This is a genomic window from Sulfitobacter sp. TBRI5 (genome assembly GCF_051013555.1).
GTDB lineage: Bacteria > Pseudomonadota > Alphaproteobacteria > Rhodobacterales > Rhodobacteraceae > JL08.
In genome coordinates this window covers 809,281-833,371 of record NZ_CP112884.1, presented here as the reverse complement: position 1 = coordinate 833,371, position 24,091 = coordinate 809,281, and the positions used below count along the sequence as shown (strand labels likewise).

At 58.9% G+C, this 24,091-nt stretch carries 34 protein-coding genes; 10 read left to right on the top strand and 24 right to left on the bottom strand.

Annotation, left to right across the window (positions count from 1 at the left end; translation table 11 throughout):
- Positions 1-13: 13 nt before the first annotated feature.
- The 4 genes from otnC to OLX72_RS04335 are packed head-to-tail and all read right to left on the bottom strand — an operon-like array spanning position 14 to position 2,959.
- A complete protein-coding gene (gene otnC, locus OLX72_RS04350) occupies positions 14-658 on the bottom strand; it encodes a 3-oxo-tetronate 4-phosphate decarboxylase (RefSeq protein WP_433989901.1) in 645 nt (214 codons plus the stop codon).
- Complete coding sequence (otnK, locus tag OLX72_RS04345) at positions 655-1,881, bottom strand: 3-oxo-tetronate kinase (protein WP_433989900.1); 1,227 nt, start codon at positions 1,879-1,881, stop codon at positions 655-657. The genes otnC and otnK overlap by 4 nt, the downstream gene beginning before the upstream one ends.
- A complete protein-coding gene (locus tag OLX72_RS04340; RefSeq protein WP_433989899.1) occupies positions 1,878-2,672 on the bottom strand; it encodes an N-acyl homoserine lactonase family protein in 795 nt (264 codons plus the stop codon). Before OLX72_RS04340 ends, otnK begins: the two co-directional genes overlap by 4 nt.
- On the bottom strand, positions 2,669-2,959 hold the full coding sequence (locus OLX72_RS04335) for a putative quinol monooxygenase (protein ID WP_433989898.1): 291 nt from the start codon (positions 2,957-2,959) through the stop codon (positions 2,669-2,671). Before OLX72_RS04335 ends, OLX72_RS04340 begins: the two co-directional genes overlap by 4 nt.
- Before the next feature lie 133 nt (positions 2,960-3,092).
- Between OLX72_RS04335 and OLX72_RS04330 the strand changes: the two genes are divergently transcribed.
- The 3 genes from OLX72_RS04330 to OLX72_RS04320 are packed head-to-tail and all read left to right on the top strand — an operon-like array spanning position 3,093 to position 5,875.
- Positions 3,093-4,187, top strand: a complete 1,095-nt coding sequence (locus OLX72_RS04330) for an isocitrate/isopropylmalate dehydrogenase family protein (RefSeq protein WP_433989897.1) — start codon at positions 3,093-3,095, stop codon at positions 4,185-4,187.
- Complete coding sequence (locus OLX72_RS04325) at positions 4,184-5,194, top strand: Gfo/Idh/MocA family protein (protein ID WP_433989896.1); 1,011 nt, start codon at positions 4,184-4,186, stop codon at positions 5,192-5,194. The genes OLX72_RS04330 and OLX72_RS04325 overlap by 4 nt, the downstream gene beginning before the upstream one ends.
- Before the next feature lie 6 nt (positions 5,195-5,200).
- Positions 5,201-5,875, top strand: a complete 675-nt coding sequence (locus tag OLX72_RS04320; RefSeq protein WP_433989895.1) for a GntR family transcriptional regulator — start codon at positions 5,201-5,203, stop codon at positions 5,873-5,875.
- 4 nt (positions 5,876-5,879) lie between these two features.
- On the opposite strand, the gene fahA is transcribed toward OLX72_RS04320, so the two are convergent.
- Together fahA and hmgA are read right to left on the bottom strand one after the other, a co-directional pair.
- Positions 5,880-7,139 carry a fumarylacetoacetase gene (fahA, locus tag OLX72_RS04315; protein ID WP_433989894.1) on the bottom strand — a complete coding sequence of 420 codons (1,260 nt, stop codon included), beginning with the start codon at positions 7,137-7,139 and terminating at the stop codon, positions 5,880-5,882.
- 214 nt (positions 7,140-7,353) lie between these two features.
- The gene (hmgA, locus tag OLX72_RS04310; protein WP_433989893.1) at positions 7,354-8,715 is read right to left on the bottom strand and encodes a homogentisate 1,2-dioxygenase; all 1,362 of its coding nucleotides are present in this window, start codon (positions 8,713-8,715) and stop codon (positions 7,354-7,356) included.
- Between the two features lie 71 nt (positions 8,716-8,786).
- Between hmgA and OLX72_RS04305 the strand changes: the two genes are divergently transcribed.
- Entirely contained in the window at positions 8,787-9,239 is a 453-nt protein-coding gene (locus tag OLX72_RS04305) for a MarR family winged helix-turn-helix transcriptional regulator (RefSeq protein WP_433989892.1), read from the top strand.
- Here OLX72_RS04305 and OLX72_RS04300 read toward each other — a convergent pair.
- From OLX72_RS04300 to OLX72_RS04220, 17 genes are all read right to left on the bottom strand, one after another.
- Complete coding sequence (locus OLX72_RS04300) at positions 9,236-10,045, bottom strand: division plane positioning ATPase MipZ (RefSeq protein WP_433989891.1); 810 nt, start codon at positions 10,043-10,045, stop codon at positions 9,236-9,238. The two genes, OLX72_RS04305 and OLX72_RS04300, sit on opposite strands and share 4 nt — an antisense overlap.
- A 180-nt stretch (positions 10,046-10,225) precedes the next feature.
- On the bottom strand, positions 10,226-10,447 hold the full coding sequence (gene rpmE / locus OLX72_RS04295) for a 50S ribosomal protein L31 (RefSeq protein ID WP_114868763.1): 222 nt from the start codon (positions 10,445-10,447) through the stop codon (positions 10,226-10,228).
- A gap of 11 nt (positions 10,448-10,458) precedes the next feature.
- A complete protein-coding gene (gene rplS / locus OLX72_RS04290) occupies positions 10,459-10,854 on the bottom strand; it encodes a 50S ribosomal protein L19 (RefSeq protein ID WP_114868764.1) in 396 nt (131 codons plus the stop codon).
- A gap of 279 nt (positions 10,855-11,133) precedes the next feature.
- Entirely contained in the window at positions 11,134-11,943 is an 810-nt protein-coding gene (locus tag OLX72_RS04285; protein WP_433989890.1) for a GNAT family N-acetyltransferase, read from the bottom strand.
- On the bottom strand, positions 11,933-12,748 hold the full coding sequence (gene trmD / locus OLX72_RS04280; protein ID WP_433989889.1) for a tRNA (guanosine(37)-N1)-methyltransferase TrmD: 816 nt from the start codon (positions 12,746-12,748) through the stop codon (positions 11,933-11,935). The genes OLX72_RS04285 and trmD overlap by 11 nt, the downstream gene beginning before the upstream one ends.
- Positions 12,745-13,539, bottom strand: a complete 795-nt coding sequence (locus tag OLX72_RS04275) for a hypothetical protein (RefSeq protein WP_433989888.1) — start codon at positions 13,537-13,539, stop codon at positions 12,745-12,747. The genes trmD and OLX72_RS04275 overlap by 4 nt, the downstream gene beginning before the upstream one ends.
- 57 nt (positions 13,540-13,596) lie before the next feature.
- A complete protein-coding gene (rimM, locus tag OLX72_RS04270) occupies positions 13,597-14,100 on the bottom strand; it encodes a ribosome maturation factor RimM (protein WP_433989887.1) in 504 nt (167 codons plus the stop codon).
- Positions 14,097-14,240: a hypothetical protein gene (locus OLX72_RS04265; RefSeq protein ID WP_162797883.1), complete on the bottom strand. Its 144-nt coding sequence runs from the start codon at positions 14,238-14,240 to the stop codon at positions 14,097-14,099. The genes rimM and OLX72_RS04265 overlap by 4 nt, the downstream gene beginning before the upstream one ends.
- A gap of 10 nt (positions 14,241-14,250) precedes the next feature.
- Positions 14,251-14,880, bottom strand: a complete 630-nt coding sequence (gene bluB / locus OLX72_RS04260; protein WP_433989886.1) for a 5,6-dimethylbenzimidazole synthase — start codon at positions 14,878-14,880, stop codon at positions 14,251-14,253.
- Between the two features lie 17 nt (positions 14,881-14,897).
- On the bottom strand, positions 14,898-15,347 hold the full coding sequence (gene rpsP / locus OLX72_RS04255; RefSeq protein WP_114868770.1) for a 30S ribosomal protein S16: 450 nt from the start codon (positions 15,345-15,347) through the stop codon (positions 14,898-14,900).
- A gap of 41 nt (positions 15,348-15,388) precedes the next feature.
- Positions 15,389-15,685, bottom strand: a complete 297-nt coding sequence (locus OLX72_RS04250) for a chorismate mutase (protein WP_114868771.1) — start codon at positions 15,683-15,685, stop codon at positions 15,389-15,391.
- Positions 15,678-16,286, bottom strand: a complete 609-nt coding sequence (locus OLX72_RS04245; RefSeq protein ID WP_433989885.1) for a GNAT family N-acetyltransferase — start codon at positions 16,284-16,286, stop codon at positions 15,678-15,680. Before OLX72_RS04245 ends, OLX72_RS04250 begins: the two co-directional genes overlap by 8 nt.
- The gene (locus OLX72_RS04240) at positions 16,283-16,822 is read right to left on the bottom strand and encodes a GNAT family N-acetyltransferase (protein WP_433989884.1); all 540 of its coding nucleotides are present in this window, start codon (positions 16,820-16,822) and stop codon (positions 16,283-16,285) included. Before OLX72_RS04240 ends, OLX72_RS04245 begins: the two co-directional genes overlap by 4 nt.
- An 88-nt stretch (positions 16,823-16,910) precedes the next feature.
- Positions 16,911-18,407, bottom strand: coding sequence for a signal recognition particle protein (gene ffh, locus OLX72_RS04235; RefSeq protein ID WP_433989883.1), 1,497 nt, complete (start codon positions 18,405-18,407; stop codon positions 16,911-16,913).
- A 180-nt stretch (positions 18,408-18,587) separates the two neighbouring features.
- Entirely contained in the window at positions 18,588-18,809 is a 222-nt protein-coding gene (locus tag OLX72_RS04230; protein WP_433989882.1) for a hypothetical protein, read from the bottom strand.
- Between the two features lie 21 nt (positions 18,810-18,830).
- The gene (locus OLX72_RS04225; protein WP_433989881.1) at positions 18,831-19,082 is read right to left on the bottom strand and encodes a hypothetical protein; all 252 of its coding nucleotides are present in this window, start codon (positions 19,080-19,082) and stop codon (positions 18,831-18,833) included.
- Positions 19,083-19,121: 39 nt separating this feature from the next.
- Positions 19,122-19,703 (bottom strand): FMN-dependent NADH-azoreductase, encoded by a 582-nt coding sequence (locus tag OLX72_RS04220; RefSeq protein ID WP_433989880.1) that lies wholly within the window; start codon positions 19,701-19,703, stop codon positions 19,122-19,124.
- 120 nt (positions 19,704-19,823) lie between these two features.
- On the opposite strand from OLX72_RS04220, the gene OLX72_RS04215 reads away from it, so the two are divergent.
- The 3 genes from OLX72_RS04215 to OLX72_RS04205 all read left to right on the top strand — a co-directional run bounded on the left by OLX72_RS04215 (position 19,824) and on the right by OLX72_RS04205 (position 22,092).
- Positions 19,824-20,702 carry a LysR family transcriptional regulator gene (locus OLX72_RS04215; RefSeq protein ID WP_433989879.1) on the top strand — a complete coding sequence of 293 codons (879 nt, stop codon included), beginning with the start codon at positions 19,824-19,826 and terminating at the stop codon, positions 20,700-20,702.
- Positions 20,699-21,577, top strand: coding sequence for a DMT family transporter (locus OLX72_RS04210; protein ID WP_433989878.1), 879 nt, complete (start codon positions 20,699-20,701; stop codon positions 21,575-21,577). The genes OLX72_RS04215 and OLX72_RS04210 overlap by 4 nt, the downstream gene beginning before the upstream one ends.
- A 101-nt stretch (positions 21,578-21,678) precedes the next feature.
- The gene (locus OLX72_RS04205; RefSeq protein WP_433989877.1) at positions 21,679-22,092 is read left to right on the top strand and encodes a universal stress protein; all 414 of its coding nucleotides are present in this window, start codon (positions 21,679-21,681) and stop codon (positions 22,090-22,092) included.
- Here OLX72_RS04205 and OLX72_RS04200 read toward each other — a convergent pair.
- The gene (locus OLX72_RS04200) at positions 22,089-22,427 is read right to left on the bottom strand and encodes an ArsR/SmtB family transcription factor (RefSeq protein WP_433989876.1); all 339 of its coding nucleotides are present in this window, start codon (positions 22,425-22,427) and stop codon (positions 22,089-22,091) included. The genes OLX72_RS04205 and OLX72_RS04200 overlap by 4 nt on opposite strands.
- 259 nt (positions 22,428-22,686) lie before the next feature.
- Between OLX72_RS04200 and OLX72_RS04195 the strand changes: the two genes are divergently transcribed.
- The 3 genes from OLX72_RS04195 to OLX72_RS04185 all read left to right on the top strand — a co-directional run bounded on the left by OLX72_RS04195 (position 22,687) and on the right by OLX72_RS04185 (position 24,052).
- Entirely contained in the window at positions 22,687-22,989 is a 303-nt protein-coding gene (locus OLX72_RS04195) for an AtpZ/AtpI family protein (RefSeq protein WP_433989875.1), read from the top strand.
- Positions 22,990-23,040: 51 nt separating this feature from the next.
- Entirely contained in the window at positions 23,041-23,748 is a 708-nt protein-coding gene (locus OLX72_RS04190; RefSeq protein ID WP_433990429.1) for a F0F1 ATP synthase subunit A, read from the top strand.
- Positions 23,749-23,815: 67 nt separating this feature from the next.
- Positions 23,816-24,052, top strand: a complete 237-nt coding sequence (locus tag OLX72_RS04185) for a F0F1 ATP synthase subunit C (protein WP_114868782.1) — start codon at positions 23,816-23,818, stop codon at positions 24,050-24,052.
- The last annotated feature ends 39 nt before the right edge of the window (positions 24,053-24,091 follow it).

Genomic DNA, 24,091 nt, shown 5'->3' with positions numbered 1-24,091 from the left:
AGAAAAACCCGTGCTACCAGTCGACATCGAATTTGCGCACAAGGGCCTGAACCTGCGCATCATTCAGCAGATTGGGTGACATGTTGCGGCACATCAGCGTCAGTTTGGCGGTTTCTTCCAGTTCTTCCATCGCATAGACGGCGGCGTCCAGATCCTTGCCTGCCACCACTGGGCCGTGATTGGCCAGCAAGACAGCACTGCGTTTTCCTGCAAGGCCGCGCACAGCCTCGCCCATTGCCGGATCGCCCGGCATGAAAAACGGCAGCAACCTGACCTTGCCCAGTTTCATGACGCCATAGGCCGTGATGGGTGGAAGAACGTTTTCGGGGTCCACATCCGGCAGGGCCGAAAGGGCTACCGCATGACAGGAATGCAGGTGCACCACGGCGCCCGTGCCCGTGCGTGTCTGGTAAAACGCATCATGCAGCGCCAGTTCCTTGGTGGGGGCATCGCCTGACAGCAGTCGCCCCGTTGGGTCCAGATGGCTGATGCGTGCCGGATCAAGAAACCCCATTGAGGTTCCGGTGGGTGTAACCAGAACCGATCCGTCGTCGAGACGCACGGAAATATTGCCTGACGATCCCCCCGTCAGGCCGCGATCAAACATGGATTTGGCCCAACGAGCCATGTCGTCCCGGGCGGCGGTTTCGTCTGTCATGCTTTTGCCTCTAGCTGGTCAAGCGCGGTCTGAAAAAACTGTTCATCGCCAAAATTACCGGACTTCAGCGCAACCGCCATATTCTGGCCCGCTATTTTCAGGGCAGGTACGCCGGGCGCGATGCGCGGGCCGATGTGCAATACCTTGGCGCCCAGTCCGGCAATCACCGCGCCCGAGGTTTCCCCACCCGCCGAAACGATGCGTGTTACCCCGTTTTTGGCCAGTATTCGGGATAATTCGCGGAACAGGTCTTCGATCTTTGCGGCAATCACATCCTTCCCGTATGTCACCTGCGCCGCCCGCACCGCCTCGGGGTCCGCCGAGGAATAGACCAGCGGCGCAGCATCTTGCGCCAGAACCCATTCTGCGATCCCCTGTGCCGTCTGTGTGCCGTCCATGACAGAGGCAGCGATGATTTCCTGATACGGGGCGCGTTCCTTGGAAAACGCCACTTGCGCGCGCGTCGCGGCCGAACAGGACCCTGACAAAACCACACCGCGCCCCTTGGCACCTTGCCAGTCGATTGAATGGCGGGTGATGCCGAAATTCGCTGGCAGGCCCAGTGCGATGCCGGACCCGCCACATAACAGGACGCGGTCACGCGCACTCGCACCGATGGCGATCAGGTCCGCATCCCGGATTGCATCGACAATCACCATTGCATTTGCGCCCTGATTGCGCGCTGTGATCGCCTCCGCCCCCTTAAACACAGTGCGGGCGTCAATGTGATCAACATTCCAGTTTGTTTGGCGCTGTAGAACGCGACGCAGATCGGGATCGCTCATCGGGGTCAGCGGATGATGCTGCATGCCGCTTTCATGCAGCGGGTGATCGCCCACGAACAAATGCCCCTGATAGACACTGCGCCCGTTTTCCGGAAAGGCAGGGCAAACGAGCACACGTGTTTCGCCAATGAGATCGGCCAGTGCCTCGATCACCGGCCCGATGTTGCCGTCGTCTGTGGAATCAAAGGTTGAACAGACCTTGAAAACAATCTGCGTACAGCCCTGCGCCAGCAACCATCGGCCCGCTGCCAATGATTGCGCTACAGCCTCGGTCTTTGGCGCGGTGCGGGATTTGAGAGAGATAACACCGGCGTCACAGGACAACGCGGCAGTTGCGGGAACCCCGACAAACTGGCTGACGGTCATGCCGCCTTCGGCCAGCGTAAGCGCGATGTCGGACGCGCCGGTAAAATCATCTGCGATCACACCCAGCTTCAAAACGGAATTGCCTTTTTCGGCCCCTGATCCAGCCGGAACGCGTATTCCGGCCCGTCCACCGGAAAACAATCGCGCACCAGTGGATCATGACCCGGAATAATCAGACCATCTGTGCTGGCCAGCTTTTTCAGGCGGGCAAACCCCTGCAACATGTTTTCGATGTCCACCACGATAGGGAACGGTTTTTGCAGTAAGACGTTTTCATAATAATGCGCGGCGTCCGATGCCAGACACAGCCAGCCGGCATCGGTCTGCACACGCACAGCCTGAAGCCCGCGGGAATGGCCCCCCAGACAATGCACGGTAACGCCATCCGCAATCTGCCCATCGCCATCGTGAAACACGGCCCGCCCCGAATAGACACGTTTGATGGCATCACACACATGATCGGCAGTGAATGGCATGCGCAATGTCTCGTGGCACATGCACGGACCGGAGGCATAGGCCATTTCGGCTGCTTGCAAGTGGATGGTTGCGTTGGGAAACTGGGCAAAGCCGCCCGCATGATCATAGTGCAGATGGGTGATGACCAGCGTCGTAATGTCTTCGGGGCGCAGGCCAATTCCTTGCAATGCGGCGCCTGGTTCGCGCAGGATCGGGCGGTTGCGCCGTTTGGCTTCGGCGGCGTCATAACCGGTATCGACAAGGATAACCTCGTCGCCGCGTCGGAGCACCCAGATGAAATAATCCATCGCATGAGGCGCATCATGATTGTCATCAAAGATAAAGCTGTCGGCGCGGGTGCGGGTGTTACGTTCAGCATATTTCAGCGCGTGGACAGTCCAGTTCATTGTTGGACAGCCCTGTAGGTCCGCACCTTTTTGGCTGCGATCATCGGCGTGGTCTCTGCGGTAAAGCGTTTGAAATGGTCCGACCGCAAATGCACGTCGAACACGGCAGCGTCGGTATAAAGCTCGTACAGAAAAACCTCGTTCGGGCGGCAGGGATCGGTGCAGACATCAAATTGAAGGCACCCTGCCTCGCCATGCAGGGACAGGGTGGCGTTTTCCAGCATCAGCGGCATGAACCGGTCCATCTCTTCGGTGTGGATGTCAAAGATGACAGTCACTGCAAACATTCTTGCATGTCTCCCCGGTTGGGCAAAATGAAACTTGCGTATCAATTAGCGTATACATTAATATTCTGATAACAAGCGTTTCATCACGCGTCAAATCCGCAGGTGGGTCTGCGAACCGGAAAGTCAGGATGTTATGGTCAGCCAGTTTGAAATTGCCGTTTTCGAAGGGGACGGGATCGGCCCTGAAATCACCCGCCCGACCCTTGATATCCTGAACGCGCTGGCGACGGATGCAGGCGATTACGGGTTCACCTTTGTGTCTGCGGCGGCAGGTGCAGCGCATTATGCGAAAACCGGCGAAGCGCTGCCTGCGGCGTCGATGAAGATCGCGCGCAGATCGGATGCAATCCTATTGTCTGCAATGGGCTTGCCATCGGTGCGATACGCGGATGGAACCGAAATTTCGCCACAAATCGAAATCCGCAAGGCGCTTGATCTTTATGCCGGTGTCCGCCCTGTCCGCATTCTGCCGGGCCAGCGTACCCCGCTGAAGCTGGAAGGCGGCCAGCCGGTTGATTTCGTGCTGATCCGGGAAAGCACAGAAGGCCTGTTTCACACACAAGGTTGCGGCGAGGTCGAACAGGACGAGGCCCGCGAAACCCTGCGCATTACCCGCCACACCAGCGAGAAACTGTTCCGATTTGCATTCGATCTTGCGCAAAAGCGCAAGGCCAGCGGGCGTGGCGCGGGGCGTGTAACCTGTGTGGACAAGGCCAACGTGTTCCGCGCCTTTGCCTTTTTCCGCGAAATTTTCGATGGTGAGGCCAAAGCCTTTCCCGACATTGTGGCCGATCACGCCTATGTCGATGCAACGGCGCTTTGGATGGTCGAAAAGCCGTGGATTTTCGATGTGATGGTCACGGAAAACATGTTCGGGGATATCCTGTCTGATCTGGGCGCCGGGCTGATGGGGGGATTGGGCATGGCACCGTCAGCCGATATCGGTGATGAAAACGCCGTGTTCCAGCCCTGCCATGGATCTGCGCCCGATATAGCGGGGCAGGGGATCGCCAATCCGTTCGCTATGCTGTTGTCCGGGGCGATGATGCTGGATTGGCTGGGTACCAAACACAACAATCCCGCGATGGTGAGGGATGCGAAATCGCTGGAACGCGCGGTGGATCGTGTGGTGGCGGATGGCGTCAAGACCACGCGCGATCTGGGTGGGACCGCCACAACACAAGAAGCGGCAGCGGCTGTTCTGAACGCGCTGCGGGCCAGCCGATGAAACTCCGCGTTGCAGGTCTGGGAGCGGGATATTTCAGCCGGTTCCACTATGACGCCTGGCGCAGATTGCCCGAGGCCGATCTGGTCGGTGTAGCAGACACGAACCTTGTCAAGGCGGGTGAAACCGGTGCGCCCGCCTATCCGACTTTGCCTGCGATGCTGAAAGCGACCAGCCCCGATCTTCTGGATATCATCACGCCGCCCGAAACCCATCTGGATGCAATCAAAACCGCGCTGGATCACGGGATTGCCGCGATCATCTGCCAGAAACCGTTCTGCTCTTCGCTGGATCAGGCGCGCAATGCCAAGGCGCTGGCCGCGCAGGCGAACGTGCCGTTGATCATTCATGAAAATTTCCGTTTCCAGCCGTGGTACCGTCTGATCAGGAACCAGATCGACAGCGATGCCATTGGCACCGTGCATCAGATCACGTTCCGCCTGCGCACCGGTGATGGGCAGGGGCCACAGGCCTATCTGGATCGCCAGCCTTATTTCCAGACGATGCCCCGCCTTCTGGTGCATGAAACAGCCGTGCACTGGATTGACACGTTCCAATATCTGCTAGGCCCCGCACAGGCCGTTTATGCCGATCTTCGGCGGATGAATACGGCTATTGCAGGGGAAGACGCGGGATACGTGATTTTCGATTTCCCCGGTGGCGTGCGCGCCCTGTTTGACGGCAACCGTCATCTGGATCACGCGGCAGAAAACCACCGCATGACACTGGGCGAAGCCTTGGTGGAAGGCACCAGGGGAACGCTGACACTTAGCGGCACTGGCGCAGTGCATCACAGGGCCTTCGGTGAAATACAGCAACGATGTATCCTGGAGCCGGAAGACTGGGCCGATTTTGCCGGTGATTGCGTTCATGCATTGCAGGCGCATGTTATCGCCGGATTGCTGCACGGCCGTCCGCTGGAAAACACGGCTGCCGATTATCTCAATGTGATCGAGGTGGAAGAGGCGATATACCGGTCCGCGCACGAATGGCGCAAGATCGAGGTGTGATGAGATATGACGGACAGCACAAAGCCGAAATCCCAGACCCAACGCGCAGTCGAGGATATGCGCGCTTTGATCTTTAGTGGCGATCTGGCGGCAGGTACCGATCATCTGGAACAGGAACTGGCACAACGTCTGGGCATGTCGCGCACGCCCGTACGCGAAGCGACGCTGTTGCTGGAAGCTCAGGGTCTGCTGGAGGTGCGGGCACGTAAAGGTGTGCGCATTCAGGCGCTGTCGCCCGATGATATGGCCGAAATATACGAGGTGCTGACCGAGTTGGAAAGCGTATCGGCCTATCGCGCCGCCAAGGCGGGATTATCAAGCAGTCAGTTGTCGCAACTGGCTGGCAGTATCGACCAAATGGAAGCTGCGCTGCGCGCAGAGGATCGCGAAGCATGGGCCACGGCGGACGCCGCGTTCCATGACGAACTGGTGGCGCTGGGCGGCAACAGCCGTATCCAGAGCATTGTGGCGATGTACAACGATCAGGTGCGCCGCGCGCGCGCCATGACGCTGCATATGCGCCCGATGCCGCATCAATCCAACCACGATCACCGCGCCCTATTCGATGCCATCGCGCGCGGAGACGCAGACGCTGCGCGCGCGATCCACCACAGCCATCGCGCGCAGGCGCAACAAATGATGGTGTCGCTGCTGAAACAATTCGGGTTGAAACGGGTGTAAAACCTTAGCGTGTCAGTGGCAGCGCCGGCTTTACGGCTCCGCTGCACTGTCCAAACCCGATCCTGTACCCGTCGCCCTGCGCATGACCGGACAGGGTGATCCTATCCCCGTCCTCGATAAAGCTGCGCACCTTTCCGGTATTCAGCGCCAGCGGTTCCTGTCCACCCCAACTGAGTTCCAGCAAGGATCCGCATGTCTCGCGTGTGGGGCCGGAAATCGTGCCTGATCCCAAAAGATCGCCGGAATTCATCGCGCAGCCGGACGAAGCGTGATGTGCCAGTTGCTGGGCAGCGGAATAATACATCTGATTGTAATTGGTCGTGCAAATCGTCGTCGGCATTGGTGCTTCTAGTGGCAGAATTTGCACTTCAAGATCAATATCATACAACATCGGGCCGGGTTCCTGAAGATAGGGCAGCAGCGCCGTGTCTCGGGGCGGGCCATAGGTGCGGAACGGCTCCAGCGCAGCGCGTGTTACGATCCACGGGCTGATCGTGGTGGCAAACGCCTTGGCCTGAAACGGACCAAGCGGTTGATATTCCCACGCCTGAATATCGCGCGCCGACCAGTCGTTCAGCAACACATAGCCGAATATCATCTGGTCCGCTTCGGCCACGGAAACCATCTGGCCCATTGGCGTTGACGTGCCTACGATTGCGCCCAGCTCCAGTTCGAAATCCAGCCGCTTGCACGGGCCGAAAACCGGCGTGTCCGCATCCGGTGCTTTGGTCTGGCCATTGGGGCGGATGATATCCGTACCGCTGATCACAACCGTACTGGCGCGACCATTATACCCGATGGGACTATACAGCCAGTTGGGTGGCAGCGCATTGTCCGCGCCGCGAAACATCGTGCCGACATTGGTGGCATGGTGGCGGCTGGCGTAGAAATCAGTGAATTCGGACACGGCGATTGGCATGTGCATTTGCGCGCCGTCCATCGCCACCAGATGATGTGCGACCGTGGTCTGGTCTTTTGAACCCGCCGAAAGCAGGGTGATCAAACAGCTGCGCAATTCAGCCCACGCATCCGCGCCCAGATCCATGAAATCATTCCAGAACGGCAGATCGAACACCGGTGTTTCGCCAACGCTGACAAGCCCCGCATCTTCCAGTGCGGCCAGATCAACGATCTGATCGCCGATCGCCACACCGCAGCGCGCATTGCTGTCGGCGGTCGAAAACACGCCGCAGGGCAGGTTGTTCAGCGGAAACGGGGTGTCTGCGCTGTTGGCGGTTTCAACCCACGATTTCAGCAGTGGCATGTGCGGCCTCTTGTGCAGGTTTGAACGCTATTCGTCTTTGTCCTTGCGCCGCGACTGTAACCAGCGCAGCGCAAAAAACAGAACGGCAAATACCGCGATCCAGAACAGCAAGTCGATCAAAGCAGGTGACATAAGGCCCCGTCAGTTTTTGCAACACTCAACACTTGGTCCTTTAAACACGATTGCAGGCGGAGCCGCCACGTCATTTCTTGTTTCACTTCTTGCCGGGTGTTCCGTCAAATTTCTTTTCAAGGTCGGCCCAGCAGTCGATGTAATCATCCTGCAAAGGGGCCTCTTGCGCGGCAAATCGGGTCAGATGCTGGGGAAACCGGGTTTCCAGCATGAACGACATGGTATTGTCGAGCTTTTCCGCCTCCAGCGTCGCGTTTGAAGCGCCTTCAAACGCCTGCCGGTCAGGGCCGTGGGGCAGCATCATGTTGTGCAGGCTCAGCCCGCCGGGGATGAAGCCCTGGGGTTTGGCATCGTACTGGCCATAGATATTGCCCATCAGTTCGGACATTATGTTCTTGTGATACCACGGCGGGCGGAACGTATTTTCGGCGACCATCCAGCGTTCGCGAAACAGCACGAAATCGATATTGGCGGTGCCTTCCTGCCCTGACGGGGCGGTGAGGACGGTAAAAATTGACGGATCGGGGTGATCGAACAGGATCGCACCGACAGGGCAATAAGTGCGCAGATCGTATTTGCAGGGGGCATAATTGCCATGCCATGCAACCACATCCAGCGGGCTGTGGCCGATCCGGGTTTCGTGAAACTGGCCGCACCATTTTATCGTCACGGTGCTGGGTGCTTCGCGATCTTCGAACGCGGCGACGGGCGTTTTAAAATCTCGCCGGTTTGCCATGCAGTTCGCGCCAATCGGGCCGCGCCCGGGCAGTTGGAATTTCTGGCCGTAGTTTTCACACACAAACCCGCGCGCCGGGCCTTCCAGCACTTCCACCCGATAGAGCAGGCCCCGCGGCAGAATGGCGATTTCCGTGGGTTCCAGATCAATGATACCCAGTTCCGTGCAAAACCGCAGACGTCCCTCTTGCGGGATCACCAGCGTTTCGGAATCGGCCGAATAAAAATAGGTGTCTTTCATGGATTGCGTGACCAGATAGACGTGGCTTGCCATCCCCACCTGCGTGTTCACATCGCCCGCGGTTGTCATCGTGCGCATGCCGGTCAGCCAGGTCAGTTTTTCACCCGCGTGTGGCACCGGATCCCAGCGATACTGGCCCAGTGAAATGACATCCGGATCCACATGTGGGGCCGATTTCCAATAGGGCAGATCGATTTTTGAATACCGGTTTGAATGCTTCACGGACGGGCGGATACGATAGCACCATGTGCGTTCGTTCTGGTGCAAAGGGGCGGTAAATGCTGTGCCGCTCAATTGTTCGCCGTAAAGGCCGTAATTGCATTTTTGCGGGCTGTTCATGCCCTGGGGCAGGGCGCCGGGCAACGCCTCTGTTTCGAAATCGTTTCCGAACCCTGGCATATAGCCTTCGGTGGTGCCGACGGGGGCGTCGGCCTGAACGAAATCATGCGCATCTGACTCTCGGTTCATCACGTATCCTTTCTGAAACAGGTTGCACCTGTAATAGTTGTTTTTGTAACTAACAAGGAAACGGAGTGCACATGGCCCAAAATCAGGATTTTGATCTGCACCTTTTCCTGCCTTATCTGCTGAACCAGGCGGCCGAGGCAAGCAGCCTGTCGTTTCAGCAGGTTTACAAAAACCGCTATGGAATGTTGCGTGCGGAATGGCGGGTGCTGTTCCATCTTGGGGTTTATGGCCCGCTGACGGCAAAAGACATTTGTGATCGTGCAAAAATGCACAAGACCAAGATCAGCCGCGCAGTGCAGAAACTGGCTGATCGCCGCTATCTGAGGCGTGACCCCAGCACAAGCGACAGACGATCTGAAATTCTGGCGCTGACCGAACGGGGGCAGGCGGTTTACCGGGATTTGAACGGGATCGCACAGCAATACGAAACGGAATTGCTCGCGTCGTTTTCAAGCAAGGAACGGAAAATTCTGAAACAGCTTTTGATCAGGCTGGCAAACGGACCTTCCCGCAACAACGCCTAGAAATCAACTGTGACGCCGGGCAGCTTCAGGGCCTTGACCAGATCGCGCAATTCCTGACGCGCGGCCACGTTCGAGATGTTCAACTGCTTCACGCCGATATCCTTAAGATCCAGCAGCGTCAGACCGCGCGGGAACAGTTCGCGAAAGATCACCCGTTCACTAAAGCCGGGCGCCACGCGAAATCCGATACGCCTGGCCAGCATGTCGATCGCCTTTTCCATCTTGGCCTTGTTAACCATGTTCTGCGCACCCAAGCGGTTGCGCACAACGACCCAGTCCAGCGGTTGCAGGCCAGCCTGGGCGCGCAATTGGCGCGCGTTCCAGACCATTTCGGAGTAGACCGACGGCCCCAGTATCTTTTCGCCGCCCACATCAATGCGGGCCAGCAGATCAAAATCGACAAAGCTGTCGTTCAGCGGGGTGATCAGTGTGTCGGCCAGCGAATGCGCAACCTGTGACAGGCGCGTATGCGATCCGGGGCAATCGATCAGGATGAAATCACTGTCCGGTTCCAGCGCGGCAATGGCTGCCGACAGGCGGTGGTCATAGACGTTTTCACCGGGGCGCAGGCTTGATTTGTCAATATCGGGCAGGTCGTGACAATCCGGGCTGGGCAGGTCCAGACCTTCACTGGCCAGAAACCCTTTGCGGTTTTCGATGTAGCGCCCGAATGTACGTTGCCTCAGATCAAGATCCAGCGCGCTGATCTTGTGTCCCATCCGCGCAAGCGCCGTGGCCACGTGCATGGACACGGTGGATTTGCCTGCGCCGCCCTTTTCGTTCCCGACTACGATGATATGCGCCATGCCTGTCCCTCACCCTTTCGGTGTATTGTTAGCCACTATAAATTGTGCCGCGCCTTAAGGGAAGCACAACTGATAAGGTATTGCGTGTTGCTGCGCAGGTTTGTCACACAAAGGGACAGACAAATGAAAAACGCCGCACCCAACGGGCACGGCGTCTGATCTTGCAAAGCGACGGGAGTCTTAGAATCCCAGACCTTCGTATTTCTTTTTGAACTTGGACACGCGGCCACCGGTATCCAGCAAACGCGAGCTGCCGCCCGTCCATGCCGGGTGCGCCGAGGGATCAATATCCAGCGACAGCGTGTCGCCTTCCTTGCCCCATGTCGAACGCATTTGAACGATGGAGCCGTCTGTCATTTTCACGTTGATATCGTGGTAATCGGGGTGAATGTCTTTTTTCATGACAGCGTTCCTCAGGCCGATGCGCCGGACTTTTTGTCCGACAGTACTTTGTAGTTGGAATCTTCGGCGATACGGGCCGATTTACCGCGGCGTGCACGCAGATAGTAAAGCTTGGCACGGCGGACGCGGCCACGGCGGACCACTTCGATGCTTTCGATGTTGGTGGAATGCAGCGGGAATACCCGTTCCACGCCTTCACCAAACGAAATTTTGCGAACTGTGAACGCGCCGGCAATACCGCTGCCGCCCTTGCGTGCGATGCACACGCCTTCATAGTTCTGCACACGGGTGCGTGTGCCTTCGGTGACTTTAAAACCGACACGGATTGTGTCGCCGGCTTTGAAATCGGGGATTTTATGCCCCAGGGCCGCAACTTGTTCGGCCTCCAGCTGAGCGATCAGATTCATCGCGTATTCTCCTAAATGCTCGCGGTTGTTCCACGAAGTTTTGCGCGCACCGAGAGCTCTTGGTCTTCAATCGGGTCCGTCGTAACGCCCGCCAGAGATCGACATGTCATTCCTTGCGATTGGCATTCGGGGCCGATGCGTGGGCTGTGATGGTGCGGCAGAAGAACGCCGTGTCACATCCCCTGGTCCAATAAACCAAAGCGTCCGGAGCCAAAATGATTCCAGACCTGCGCCGTATAGGGGTTTGCGGGGGCGGGATCAAGCGGGTTCGTGGCTGAACTAGCTGGTCAATTTCCCGCCGGGCAGGGCCTCTGCATCGACAGCAGTCAGGATGATGCGGGGCTGCGGGCTTAAGCCCGTTTTGGCGCAGACCGCCTCGGATGCGGTATTTCCGGGTTGCACGCCTGTCATGAACTGCTGAAACCCAAACCGCTCATGCATTTTCAGCAGCGCCATCGCCCCCAGAATCAGCGCCAGTTTCTTGCCGCGATGCTGCTTGTGCGTGGCCAGCATCCCCCACCAGGCCTCACTGCCCCTGATCGAGTCGTCGGGATGGGCAAAACTTGATGCGGCGGCACAGGATGCCACCTGCCCGTGTTCGTCCAGCGCAACGATGCCCAATCCGGGTTTCAGTTGCCCGCGCAGAACCGAACCGGCCAATGGCAACACGCCACAGCAAAGCGCCACATCAGCAAGCCGTTCAAGATGAAGATCGGGCGCATCCGCGCCAATCCAATGTGCGGTGATGCCCTTGGGCAATGCGTATGTCGCAACGATGTTTCGGGCGGCTTTGATCGCGGTGTCGCCACCACTCCAGCATTGATAGCGGGTGATGGAATAGCCGCGTGCTTCCAGTTCCGATTGGACAATGTCCGCGTCCTCGGCCGGGACATCGGCATAGGTGCTGGCGCCTTGCAAAGCGATCAAACGGTCCATCAGCGGCCCGCTTTCAGCGCTTGGCCTCAACAATCCGACAGTGCGCCCGTAATAGCTGACGCGCACGTCCCCGGCAAAAAGATCATAGATCGAACGGCCCCGCCGCAACAGCGATTGCTGGCTTTCCGTGCCGAAAAACCGATCATTCACCATTGTTTTGATCCGTGTCCGGTTTGCTTTTGTAACGTGCCCACAAATCTGGCCTGCGCGCCTGTGTCAGCTTTTTCGACATATCGTGCCGCCATGCGGCCACCTTGGCATGGTCCCCCGATGTCAGAATGGCCGGTATCCCGCGCCCGTTCCAGATGGCGGGGCGGGTATATTGTGGATGCTCCAGCAATCCGTCGGAAAAGCTTTCTTCCTCGGTCGAGGCCCGATTGCCCAGAACACCGGGCAACAGCCGCACCGTTGCATCGATCAGCGCCTGTGCCGCAATTTCGCCGCCAGTCAAAACGAAATCACCCAGCGAAACCTCCTGGATGTTGTAGTGTTCGATCACGCGTTCATCGACGCCTTCAAACCGCCCGCACAGCAGCGTCACCCCATCTGCCGCTGCCAAATCCTGCATCAGCGCCTGGGTCATCGGCGCACCGCGTGGCGACAGGTAGATGATCGGCCAGCGGCCCCTTGCGGTTTTCTGGGTGTCGTCAATCGCGCGCCCGACGACATCCGCGCGCAACACCATTCCGGCCCCGCCACCGGCGGGCGTGTCATCCACATTGCGGTGCTTGCCTTCGCCGTAGCGGCGCAAATCAACCGTTTCCAGTTGCCACAATCCGTCGTGTAACGCCTTGCCAGTCAGGCTTTCGCCCAACACGCCGGGAAAGGCCGTGGGAAACAGGGTGATCACCTTGGCCTTCCAGACGCCCGCCAGGTCCGGCGTCGGGGTAATCAACTCTTGCGGTTGCGCCAAGGCGCGAATGGATTTCCGGCCATAGGATCGGGGCGGTTTTGTCACTCTGATGTCTCCCTGGCTGCACGCAAAATCGCGTCCTTCGCCTGTTTGCGCGCCTTTGCATCTGTAATCGTTCGGTTCGCATCCAGCAATCGGGCCAGCACGTCCATGTCGGGGCGGGTGTTGGCTGCGGGCGCGCGGGTCAGTGTGGCCTGCGTGGCGGCAGGCACCTCGCACAGGTTCAAGACAGGTGTGGCGGGGCCAAGCGGCAGATGCGTCGTATCCTCAAGCCGGGTGTGATGCACGGCGCAAGGCACGGCGTGTGCGATCTGGGTGACGGTTCTGTCCAGTGTCGCCGCGTCCGGATAGCGCGCACAGAACGCATCAAAATCAAGCGTCAGCGATGACGATTTAACATGCTGCCAATAGGCGCTTTCGATCCAGGTATCCGGCGCGCGGGTGGACAGAAAAAACACGATTTCGGCGCGTGGAAACTGCGCCTGTGCAATATCTGCCATTTCGGCTGCCAGAACGGGTGCTGCGGAATAATCACCCATGTCGTCACGTCCGGGCAAATGACCAGCCAGTTCTTCGGCAGACAGGCACAACACACGCTTGGGCATGGCAGGCAGATCGGCCAGAACGCGGGCAAACCGGGTGTTGAATTTCAGCAGCGTGACCGGATCACGCCACATCGAATATCCGCGCGCGGCTGAAACCACATCGGACAAGGCCCACCGCAGCAGGCTGCGCATATGCGGGCGCAGCGCCTTGCGATTGTCACGCAACACCTGTTGGACCGACGATGTGCCGGTTTTGTGAAACCCCATGTGAATGACGATGCGGCGCGGCATCAGCCGGGCCCGGATTGCGCGCGAATTCCCGGCTTTGTACAGCGCGCATTTGCCATCTTAAAACAGCCCCTCGGGCGGGTCCGCGATAATGCGCCCGGATTCAAGATCGACGGTGGGCACCGCCTCTTTGGTAAAGGGCAACAGCACCGTGGCACTTGATCCGGGCTGGATGATTTCCAGAAGGTCGGCAGCCCCGTGGTTCAGCACTGTTTTAACATGGCCCAGAACCGTGCCGCCGGTGTCCAGCACCTTTAGCCCGATCAGATCGGCATGATAGAATTCGTCATCGGGCAGGGATGGCAATTGCGCGCGGGTGGCGAACAGCCGCGCTCCTTTCAGCGCGTCGGCCTGCTCTTTTGTGACCACACCCGACAATTGGGCCGTAAACCCGTTCTTGATCGGATGGCCCAGCGTGACGGTATAGGCGGTTTGTCCGTCTTCGGACAAAAGCGGGGTATAGCTGCCGATATCTTCCGGCACCGCGCAAAAGCTTTTCAGTCGCACTGCGCCATTCACCCCGTAAGATCCGGCAATGGCCCCTAAACAGATCAGCTCTGTCATTGTGTCTCCAACCGGCAAATGCCGGATTCAAATTGCCCGCCCAGCCTGTCGCACGCCTGCCCGTTCTGGCTGCGTTCGAACAGAACGCCAGCCATAAAGACCGCCACCAGCATGATCAATGTTCTAACAGGGCGCAACATCCGGCTGAACCTATCGGGTTTCAACGGGAAGCTGCGCGCGGCGCTTTTCCCAGTTCAGGGTTTCCAGTTCCGGCACCGTGCCGGTTTGTTCGGGCCAGCCGACGCAGAGGTAGGCCACCAACAGCCAGCTTTGCGGAACCTGAAGATCGCGCGCCATTCTGTCGGGATCAAGGATCGATACCCAGCCAACACCCAATCCGCGCGCCCGTGCGGCCAGCCAGAACAGGTTGATCGCACCCACAACCGAATAGCGGCGCATTTCTGGCATGCTCGCCGCGCCCAGGCCCTTGCCCTTGGGAGTTGTTTCGTCACAGTAAATCGCCAGCTGAACAGGCGCTTCGGCCATGCCTGACAATTTCAAAGCACCATAGGATGCGGCCTGATCACCCTCTTGTCCGGACAAGGCGGCGGCATTGGCAGACCGGTAATTGTCGAGTGCCGCCGCGCGGGCCGTTTCGCTTTCAACCCGCACAATGCGCCAGGGTTCCGACAGACCAACGGACGGGGCCATTGAAAACGCGTCGAGGCACTGCATCAGCAGTGCCTCGTCCACGGGATCGGTGCGAAAGCGGCGCACATCGCGCCGCCACCGCATGAGGTGCGCAAGTTCGGTCTGAAAATCGGGCGAAAAGCTGTTCATTCCAGACCGCGCCCCGCTTATTCCGCTTTGGCGTCTTCCGCCGCAGCCTCTTCGGCAGGGGCTTCTTCTGCGGGCGCTTCTTCAACCACTTCCGGCTCTTCAACAGGGGCTTTGGCGGCTTCTTCGGCTGCGGCTGCCTTTTCGGCTTTTTCTTCGGCGCGGGCCTTGGCCTTGTCGCCGGGGGTGCCTTTGTTGGGGTTGTTACGCTCGGTCTTTTCTTTCACGCCGGCTGCTTCCAGCATGCGCGCGATCCGGTCGGTCGGCTGTGCGCCCTGACCCAGCCAGTATTGTATGCGCTCCATATCCATTTTCACGCGCTCTTCGCTGTCTTTGGGCAGCAGCGGGTTATACGTACCCAGCTTTTCGATAAAGCGACCATCGCGCGGCATACGGCTGTCAGCCGCAACAATGCGATAGAACGGGCGCTTTTTGGAGCCGCCGCGGGCAAGACGAATTTTCATGGCCATTGTGAGTTTCTCCTTAGGAATGGCAGTCGGGCAGGTGCCCGTCAGGATTGTTGTTTTTCATGGTGGTGGATGACTTCCTGAATGATGAAGTTCAGGAAAGCCTTGGCGAATTCGGGGTCCAGATCGGCCCGCTTTGCCAGGTCTTCTAAACGTGCGATCTGGGCCGCTTCGCGGGTCGGATCGGACGGGGGAAGGTCGTGTTCGGCTTTGAGTTTCCCCACAGCCTGCGTGTGCTTGAACCGCTCGCCCAAAGTATAGACAAGGATGGCATCAAGACGGTCGATGCTTTCGCGGTGCTCTTTCAGCACGATCGCGGCGCGGGATACGGCGTCAGTCAATGGCGTAGCCTTTCGGTTTGAACAGCGGATCGGCGTAATGGCTGATTTCCATATCTATGCCATGGGCCAGTTGGGTATCGTTCAGCGCGGCGGGGGACGGGTGGCGATACACAACGTCGTTGCCATCTACCGAAGCCGCATCAGGGTCTTTCACAGCACCCAGCCGTTCGGCCAGACGGATGCTGTCCAGATTCTTCGGATCGATATAGCTGACCGCGCTGTCCCAGCCGTTCCTGTAGAAATACCGGCGCGCCGCGTGCGTCGCTTCCAGTGCAAGACCCTGACCAGCCGCTTCAGGCCAGATCACCCATGCGATTTCGGCTTCGGGCCATTTTGCCGGTTTCCAGCCACCTGCCATGCCATAGGTTTCATCGGTTTTCTTGTCGTGGATCATCCACATGCCAAAGCCGCGGATCTGCCAATGGCCGATTTCAGCGGCATAAAGCATCCATGCTTCGTAAGCATTCAGCGGCCCGCCCATGAACCGCGCGCGATAGCTGGTGAATGTCGATTTGAAATCCGGGTAATCCTCGGGCTTGGGGCCGCGCAGGATCAGGCGTTTGGTTTCAATCACCGGAATGGTAAAATCTGTGGCGCTCATGAATAGGCCTCGATCCCGCCATCAGCCAGCTCAACCGGCGCACGGTGGCGAAAGACATACATCGGGCCATGACGTTCATGGGTGATGCTGCCATCAGGATATGCCCCCAGCCGCTTTGCCACAGCGGCCGAGCCGTCATTACCGGGTTTCACAAGGCTTATCGCGGTTGGCCAGCCAAGAATGTCATAGGCATAGGCCCGCGCGGCGTGGCCCGCTTCGGTGGCAAAGCCCTTGCCTTCGAAACCGTTGAATAGATCCCAGCCGATTTCCGGTTCTGGCCAGCCCTCGGGTTCGAACAGGCCGATCAGACCGACGGCCTCGCCGGTGTCCCTTGTCTCGGCAATCCAGCGTCCGAAACCTTTGAGCGTCCAGTGCCCGATTTCCATTGCCAGCATCCGCCAACTGCCCTCGGCTGTCAGCGGTCCGCCGACAAAATGGGATCGCTCGCTGGCATAGAACGCAGCAAAGGGCGCGATGTCGCGCGCTTCGGGTGCGCGCAAGATCAGGCGCTCGGTGGTGAGGGTCGGGATCAGCATCACAGGCCGCAGCTCCGGTCGCAGCCGTGCGGAACAGCCAACGCCGCACGCTTGCGGCGGAAAAATTTGCAAACAGAAGGAGCGGTGATCATTTCTTTTTCCCGAATCCGCTCAGACCCGGTGGCAGGCCCATGCCGCCACCCAGACCGGGCAGTTTGCCGCCCATCTGGCGGGCCGCAGCCTCAAGCGCTTTGGGGTCCATGCCGGCGGCCATGTCTTCGGGGCTGGGGCCGCCTTTGCCAAACATGCCTTTCATGGCCTGTTTCATCATGCCGCCTTTGCCCATTTTGCCCATCTTCTTCATCATGTCGCCCATCTGGCGGTGCATTTTGAGAAGCTTGTTCAACTCGCTCACTTCCAGACCGGCACCACGCGCGATGCGCTTTTTGCGGCTGGCTTGCAGAATCTGCGGGTTGGCGCGTTCCTTTTTCGTCATCGACTGGATCAGCGCGATCTGGTGGGTCAGAACCTTGTCGTCAAAACCCGCCTCTTCGACCTGTTTGGCCATTTTCCCCATGCCGGGCATCATGCCCATCATGCCCTGCATGCCGCCCATCTTGATCATCTGTTCCAGCTGCATGCGCAGATCGTTCATGTTGAACTGGCCTTTGGCCATCCGCTTCATCATGCGTTCGGCCTGTTCGGCCTCCAGCGTGTCCTGCGCCTTTTCAACCAGCGCGACAATGTCGCCCATGCCAAGGATGCGGCCCGCGATACGTTCGGGTTCGAACGTCTCCAGCGCATCCATCTTTTCGCCAAGGCCGACGAACTTGATCGGCTTGCCTGTAACGGCGCGCATCGACAGGGCGGCCCCGCCGCGTCCGTCGCCGTCCATCCGCGTCAGGACAACGCCGGTCACGCCGATCTTGTCGTCAAATTCGGTGGCAACGTTCACGGCATCCTGACCGGTCAGACCATCAACAACCAGCAGCGTTTCACGCGGGTTGGCCACATCGCGCACGGCCGCCGCCTGCGCGATCAGATCCGCATCAATATGCAGCCGGCCCGCCGTATCAAGCATATAGACGTCGTAGCCCCCAAGGCTGGCCTGGGTCTTGGCGCGCTTGGCGATCGCAACTGGGTCTTCGCCCTTGACGATGGGCAGGGTGTCCACACCAATCTGCACACCCAGAATGGCCAGCTGTTCCATCGCCGCCGGACGGTTCGTATCAAGCGAGGCCATCAGCACGCGTTTGCCATCGCGGTCTTTCAGCCGTTTGGCCAGTTTCGCGGTTGTCGTGGTCTTGCCCGAACCTTGCAGGCCCACCATCAGGATCGGGGCGGGTGCATTATCGATTTTCAGCGCACCGGGTTCGCCTTCGCCGCGCAACACGTCAATCAGCGCGTCGTGCACGATCTTGACGACCTGCTGGCCCGGAGTGACTGATTTTGTCACGGCCTGACCGGTGGCCTTTTCCTGCACCGCCTTGACGAAATCACGCGCCACCGGCAGCGATACGTCCGCTTCCAGCAGGGCGACGCGCACCTCTCTCAAAGCTGTTTTTACATCCTCGTCCGACAGCGCACCCTGTTTGGTCAGGCGGTCAAATACGCCGGACAGGCGTTCGGATAGGTTTTCAAACATGGGCCATCGCCCCCTTCGGTCGGTTGCGGAATACCCTATTGATGTAGGGGACCCGCGTTAAATGCACAAATGCCCCCGTGGGCGCAACGCGCTGACGGGGGGCGATCCCTTGTTCTCAAGGGACCGGAAGGCTGATGCTTCCGGATGATGCGGGCTTTTAGGCGGGGGAACGTGGCAGAGTCAAGCGCGGCGCGCATCAAGCCATGTATTGATGGCATCTGCGCCGCGCGCGGCCCCGCCGCCGCTGGTGTAAACCTGCGTTACGGGGTGATTGCCCGCGCTCATCCCTGCGGGAAACACCAGAGTTATACGTGACGGAGCTTTCCCGCCGGATGACCCGGTGCGCGACGGTGCAGAGGTTTCGACAATCGCGTGGGACAGATCATCAAGCGGATGGGTCACGGTTTGATAGCCGAAGACCGACTAGCGCTGCAATTTCAGGCTATTGTCGGACGCGTTCAGAATAACCTGAGTGCGGCGAACAAACACGGCGAAACATAACCCGCCCAGCAACGCCCCCGCTCCGCCAAAGCCAAGCCCTGCAAGCAAGTTGTCGGTGGACACAAGAAGCCCGATCGCCACAAACACAAACACGAAACCGGCCAGCATGATCCCGATCAACCATGGCGTATCGTTCAGGATCAGGTGGTCGGAAGTGTTGCGTATGACCTTCATGGGCAGACCCTAGAATCTGCCCATGCTGTATGTAAACCGTTAAGCGGCGATTGCCCGAACCGAGGCTTGCGCGGCCTTGAGTGTCGCATCGGGCGACAGGGCCATCTGGTCAGCGGCCACAAATTCGACTTGGGTAATACCGACAAAGCCCAGAACGTGGCGCAGGTATCCGGTGGCAAAGTCGATGTCGGACCCCATTTTGGTGCCACCCGACGCCACCGCGATAATCGCGCGTTTACCTTGCAACAACCCCTTGGGGCCGTCCGCGCTGTATTCGAATGTCAGGCCAGCGCGGGCAATAAGATCGATCCATGCCTTCAGGGCTGCAGGGATGGCAAAGTTGTAGATCGGCGCGCCGATCACGATCACATCGGCGGCGACCAGTTCGCCCACCAGCGTGTCGGACAGGGCCAGCGTATCCCGCTGCACGTCATCGCGGTCTTTTGCGGGGGTGAAATTGGCGCCGATCCAGTCCGCTGAAATCAGCGGCAGCGGCTGGGCCAGATCGCGGCGCAGAATGCGGGCGTCGGGAAAACGCGATACGATTTGCGCCGTCAGGTCGCGTGAGATGGAATTTTCAGTACGCGCCGAGGCGTCGATATGCAGAATAGTTTGGGTCATGGTCTGTCCTTGTGTCGCGGGTTGCGGATGTACCCTGCCAAATTGGCTATTGCAGATACGAACACAATTGGCGAAAATCCACATCACATGTGAAATCACGCACAGAGGACGGCGCGCCGAATGGACAACTGGGACGAAATCAGAACCGCCTATCAGGTGGCCCGTATGGGAACAGTCAGCGGGGCCGCCGATATTCTCGGTGTGCACCACGCGACTGTGATCCGCCACATCGACGCACTTGAGGCGCGGCTGGGCGTGAAACTGTTCCAACGGCACGCACGCGGCTATACGGCCACCGAAGCCGGGGATGACCTGTTGCGGGTGGCCACGGCCACAGATGACCAGTTCAGCCAGCTTGTCGGGCGGATCAAGGGGCGCGGCGCGGATGTGTCGGGCGATCTGGTCGTGACCTCGCTTGTGTCCCTGTCCCCGCTGCTGGCGCCGGCGCTGGGCGAATTCCAGATCGCGAATCCCGATGTGGTTATCCGGTATCTGACGGGCGACCGCCTGTTCCGCCTTGAATATGGCGAAGCGCATGTCGCCATACGCGCCGGATCGGCACCGGATCAGCCCGACAATGTCGTGCAGCCTTTCGTGCCGTTGCGCATGGGGCTTTATGCGACATCCGCCTATGTCGCGCGTCATGGCGTGCCGAAGGGTGTCGACGATTTCGCAAATCATTACTTTGTGGGCCACGACGACGAAACGTCGCGCGCGCCCTTCAACAAGTGGCTGCGCGCCCATGCCCCCGCCGAAAATATCATTTTCCGCAGCACGGATGCCCGTGCGATGGAACAGGCGGTTATGGCCGGTGTCGGGATCGGTTTTCTGCCGCTGTGGCAGGCCGCACAATGCCAGGATGTAACCGAAATCTGCCCCCCCGAAGAAAGCTGGTCGGCCCCTTTGTGGCTGGTCACACATGTCGATCTGCACCGCACCACCAAAGTGCAAAGCTTTCTGACCTATCTGAAGGAACAGGCCAAAGGATGGGCGTGTTGAGCCAAACAAGGCGCGGCCATCTGGCGATGCTGGTTTTCTCGGCCCTTGTCGCGGGGTCGTTTTCGCTTGGGTCGATGGCGGCCAATGAAATTGCGCCCGCCGCGCTGAATGCGGTGCGTTTTGCGATTGCCGCCTGTGTGATCGGTGGCGCCGCATTGATGACCAGGGGTTTGCCGCGTACGGCGTTTGCGGCGCCGTGGCGCTATCTGGTGCTGGGGGGCCTGTTCGCCACATATTTCGTCCTGATGTTCGAAGGCCTGAAAACCGCTGCCCCTGTCAGCACCTCTGCGGTCTTCACGCTGACCCCTGTCATGGCTGCTGGGTTCGGCTGGTTGCTTTTGCGCCAGCGTCTGACACCACGGATGGCGGTGGCACTGGCCATCGGCGGTGCCGGCGCGTTGTGGGTGATCTTTCGCGCCGATCTTGAGGCGCTGCTGGCGTTTCGCATCGGTACCGGCGAAATGATCTATTTCTGGGGATGTATGGCCCACGCCATCTACACACCGATGATCCGCAAACTGAACCGCGGCGAACCGGCGGTGGTTTTTACCTTCGGGATGTTGCTGGCAGGCTTCCTGATTTTGCTGGTCTATGGCTGGTCCGACCTGCGCGCGACCGATTGGGCGGCTCTTCCGGCGATTGTCTGGATCACCCTGTTTTACATCGCGATTTTTGCCAGTGCGGCAACGTTTGTTCTGTTGCAATTCGCAAGCCTGCGACTGCCATCCTCCAAGGTGATGGCCTATACGTACCTGACACCCAGTTGGGTCATCCTGTGGGAAATCGCGCTGGGCAACGGCGCGCCGCCGATGCTGGTTCTGGGCGGGGTTTTTCTGACCATTATTGCCCTGATCCTGTTGCTGCGCGAAGACTGATTTTCGCAGTCCGTTTTGACACAACGCATTTGCTGTTTTGCATTGAGCGTTAGGATTGCATGCGCGCGGTTATCGTGCCGCATGCAAAACTGGAGGAGGATATGTATCACAAAATCATGGTTCCCGTTGATCTGCAAATGCAGCCGATGGTCGAGAATTCACTGAATGTAGCAACCGATCTCGCGACCTTGTACGGGGCAAGTATCACGCTGGTCAGTATAACGCCCAGCGTTGTCGCCACCGGCGCCACGACGCCGGAGCAGGCAGCTGACGAGCTAAAGGAAATGGCCGCCGCCCATGCGCGCAAAAGCGGTCTTTCCGTCGTCGCGCATCATATGACAACGCCGGATGTGCCTGCCGAACTTGACACTATGCTGCTCAAGGCCGTGGATGCGGTCGAGGCCGATCTTGTCGTGGTTGCGTCCCACGAGCCGGGAAGGGCGGACTATATTTCAGCCTCACATGCCGGGCGGCTGGCAACCTTTGCCAAGGTTGCGGTTCTTGTCGTGCGCTAGCCGTCGTTGGCGGTCTGGTCCAGTTCGCGTTCCAAAAACCGCTCGAACGCGTCCAGATTGACCGGTTCGAACTGCCCGAACCCCTGCATCCACACGCTGGCGGCGCGCAGGGCGTCCGGTTCCAGCTTGCACCATTTCACGCGCCCCCGCTTTTCCTGCGCGATCAGACCCGCGCGCGTCAGGATCGCAAGGTGTTTGGAAATTGCGGCCAGTGACATCTCGAACGGCTCGGCCACATCCGTGACGGCCATGTCGTCCTCAAGCAGCATCGACAGGATGGTGCGGCGTGTCGGATCGGCAAGGGCGGCAAAACTGGCATCAAGCGTATCGGTCATGGCTGATGCTTAGGCGCGCAGCGATATGATCGTCAACCATTTGGTTGAATATGCTCCTGGCGGCGAAACCGGCTCAAAGGCGGGCTGCGGCAGAAGGTCCACCTGCTTCATCTTTTCAAAAATACTTACAATAACAGAGGTTTAAAGGTGTCCAGCGCCTGCGTTCAGGGCCGTTGACTCCGGTGTCGGCTGCGCTTAGCTACGGGGCAAGGATCCGTTGGGGGTTTTGCCTGTGGTCACCGACAGCGAAAAGCAGCGAATGGCGCAGCTTGAAGCCAGACTTGCCGCAGCAAAACAGGGGGAAACCCCGAAACACCATTCGGATGAACACTATTCGCAGGCCCATCTGGCATGGCGCATGGTGATTGAACTGGTGGCCGGTTTGGGGATCGGTTTTGGCATTGGATACGGGCTGGACAGCCTGTTCGGGACTCTCCCGATTTTTCTGGTGCTGTTTACGTTGTTGGGTCTCGCGGCCGGAGTAAAGACGATGCTTCGAAGCGCGCAGGAGATCCAGGATAAGAAAGTGGCCGAACTGGCCGAGAGAGACGAGAGGGACTGACACGTGGCAGAAGAAGCGCAGAGCGAAGGCGGCGGTCTTGTTTTTCACCCGATGGACCAGTTCATCGTCAAGCCGTTGTTCGGTGGTGATGCAATCCATTGGTACACCCCAACGAACGTGACGCTTTGGATGGGTCTGGCCGTGCTGGCCATTTTTGCCCTTCTGGTGCTGGGCACGTCCAAGCGGGCCATCGTGCCCGGGCGCACGCAATCCGTAGCGGAAATGGCGTACGGTTTCATTCACAAGATGGTCGAGGATATCTGCGGCAAAGAGGGGCTGAAGTATTTCCCCTATGTGATGACGCTGTTCATGTTCATCGTCTTTGCGAACTTCCTGGGCCTGATCCCCGGGGCGTTCACCACGACCAGCCACATCGCCGTAACGGCTGTGATGGCGGTGGCGGTTTTTCTCGGCGTGACCGTTCTGGGTTTTGTTCTGAATGGCGCGGGTTTCCTGAGCTTGTTCTGGGTCAGCGCGGCCCCCTTGCCCCTGCGCCCGATTCTGGCGCTGATTGAGGTTATTTCCTATTTCGTGCGTCCGGTCAGCCATTCCATTCGTCTGGCAGGCAACATGATGGCCGGTCACGCGGTGATCAAGGTGTTCGCGGCCTTTGCGGCGATTGCCACAATAGCACCGCTGTCGATCATGGCGATCACGGCGATTTATGCGCTCGAGGTTCTGGTGTCTTTCATTCAGGCCTACGTGTTCGCAATTCTCACCTGCGTGTATCTGAAAGACGCACTGCATCCGCATCACTAACAACCGGTTCGCAGCATCGTTGCGCATCAGAATAAATCATTCAATTCCATCGTAAGGAGAAAAAGACATGGAAGGCGATATCGTACAAATGGGTGCCTACATTGGCGCAGGTCTGGCTTGTATCGGCATGGGCGGCGCTGCCCTTGGTGTGGGCAACGTTGTTGGTAACTTCCTGTCGGGTGCGTTCCGCAACCCGTCGGCAGCCGCCGGTCAGACCGCCACAATGTTCATCGGCATCGCGTTTGCAGAAGCTCTGGGGATCTTTTCGTTCCTCGTTGCGCTGCTGCTGATGTTTGCCGTCTGATCCTAAAGGTAACATATCCTTACGGTCGGGCAGACGTTG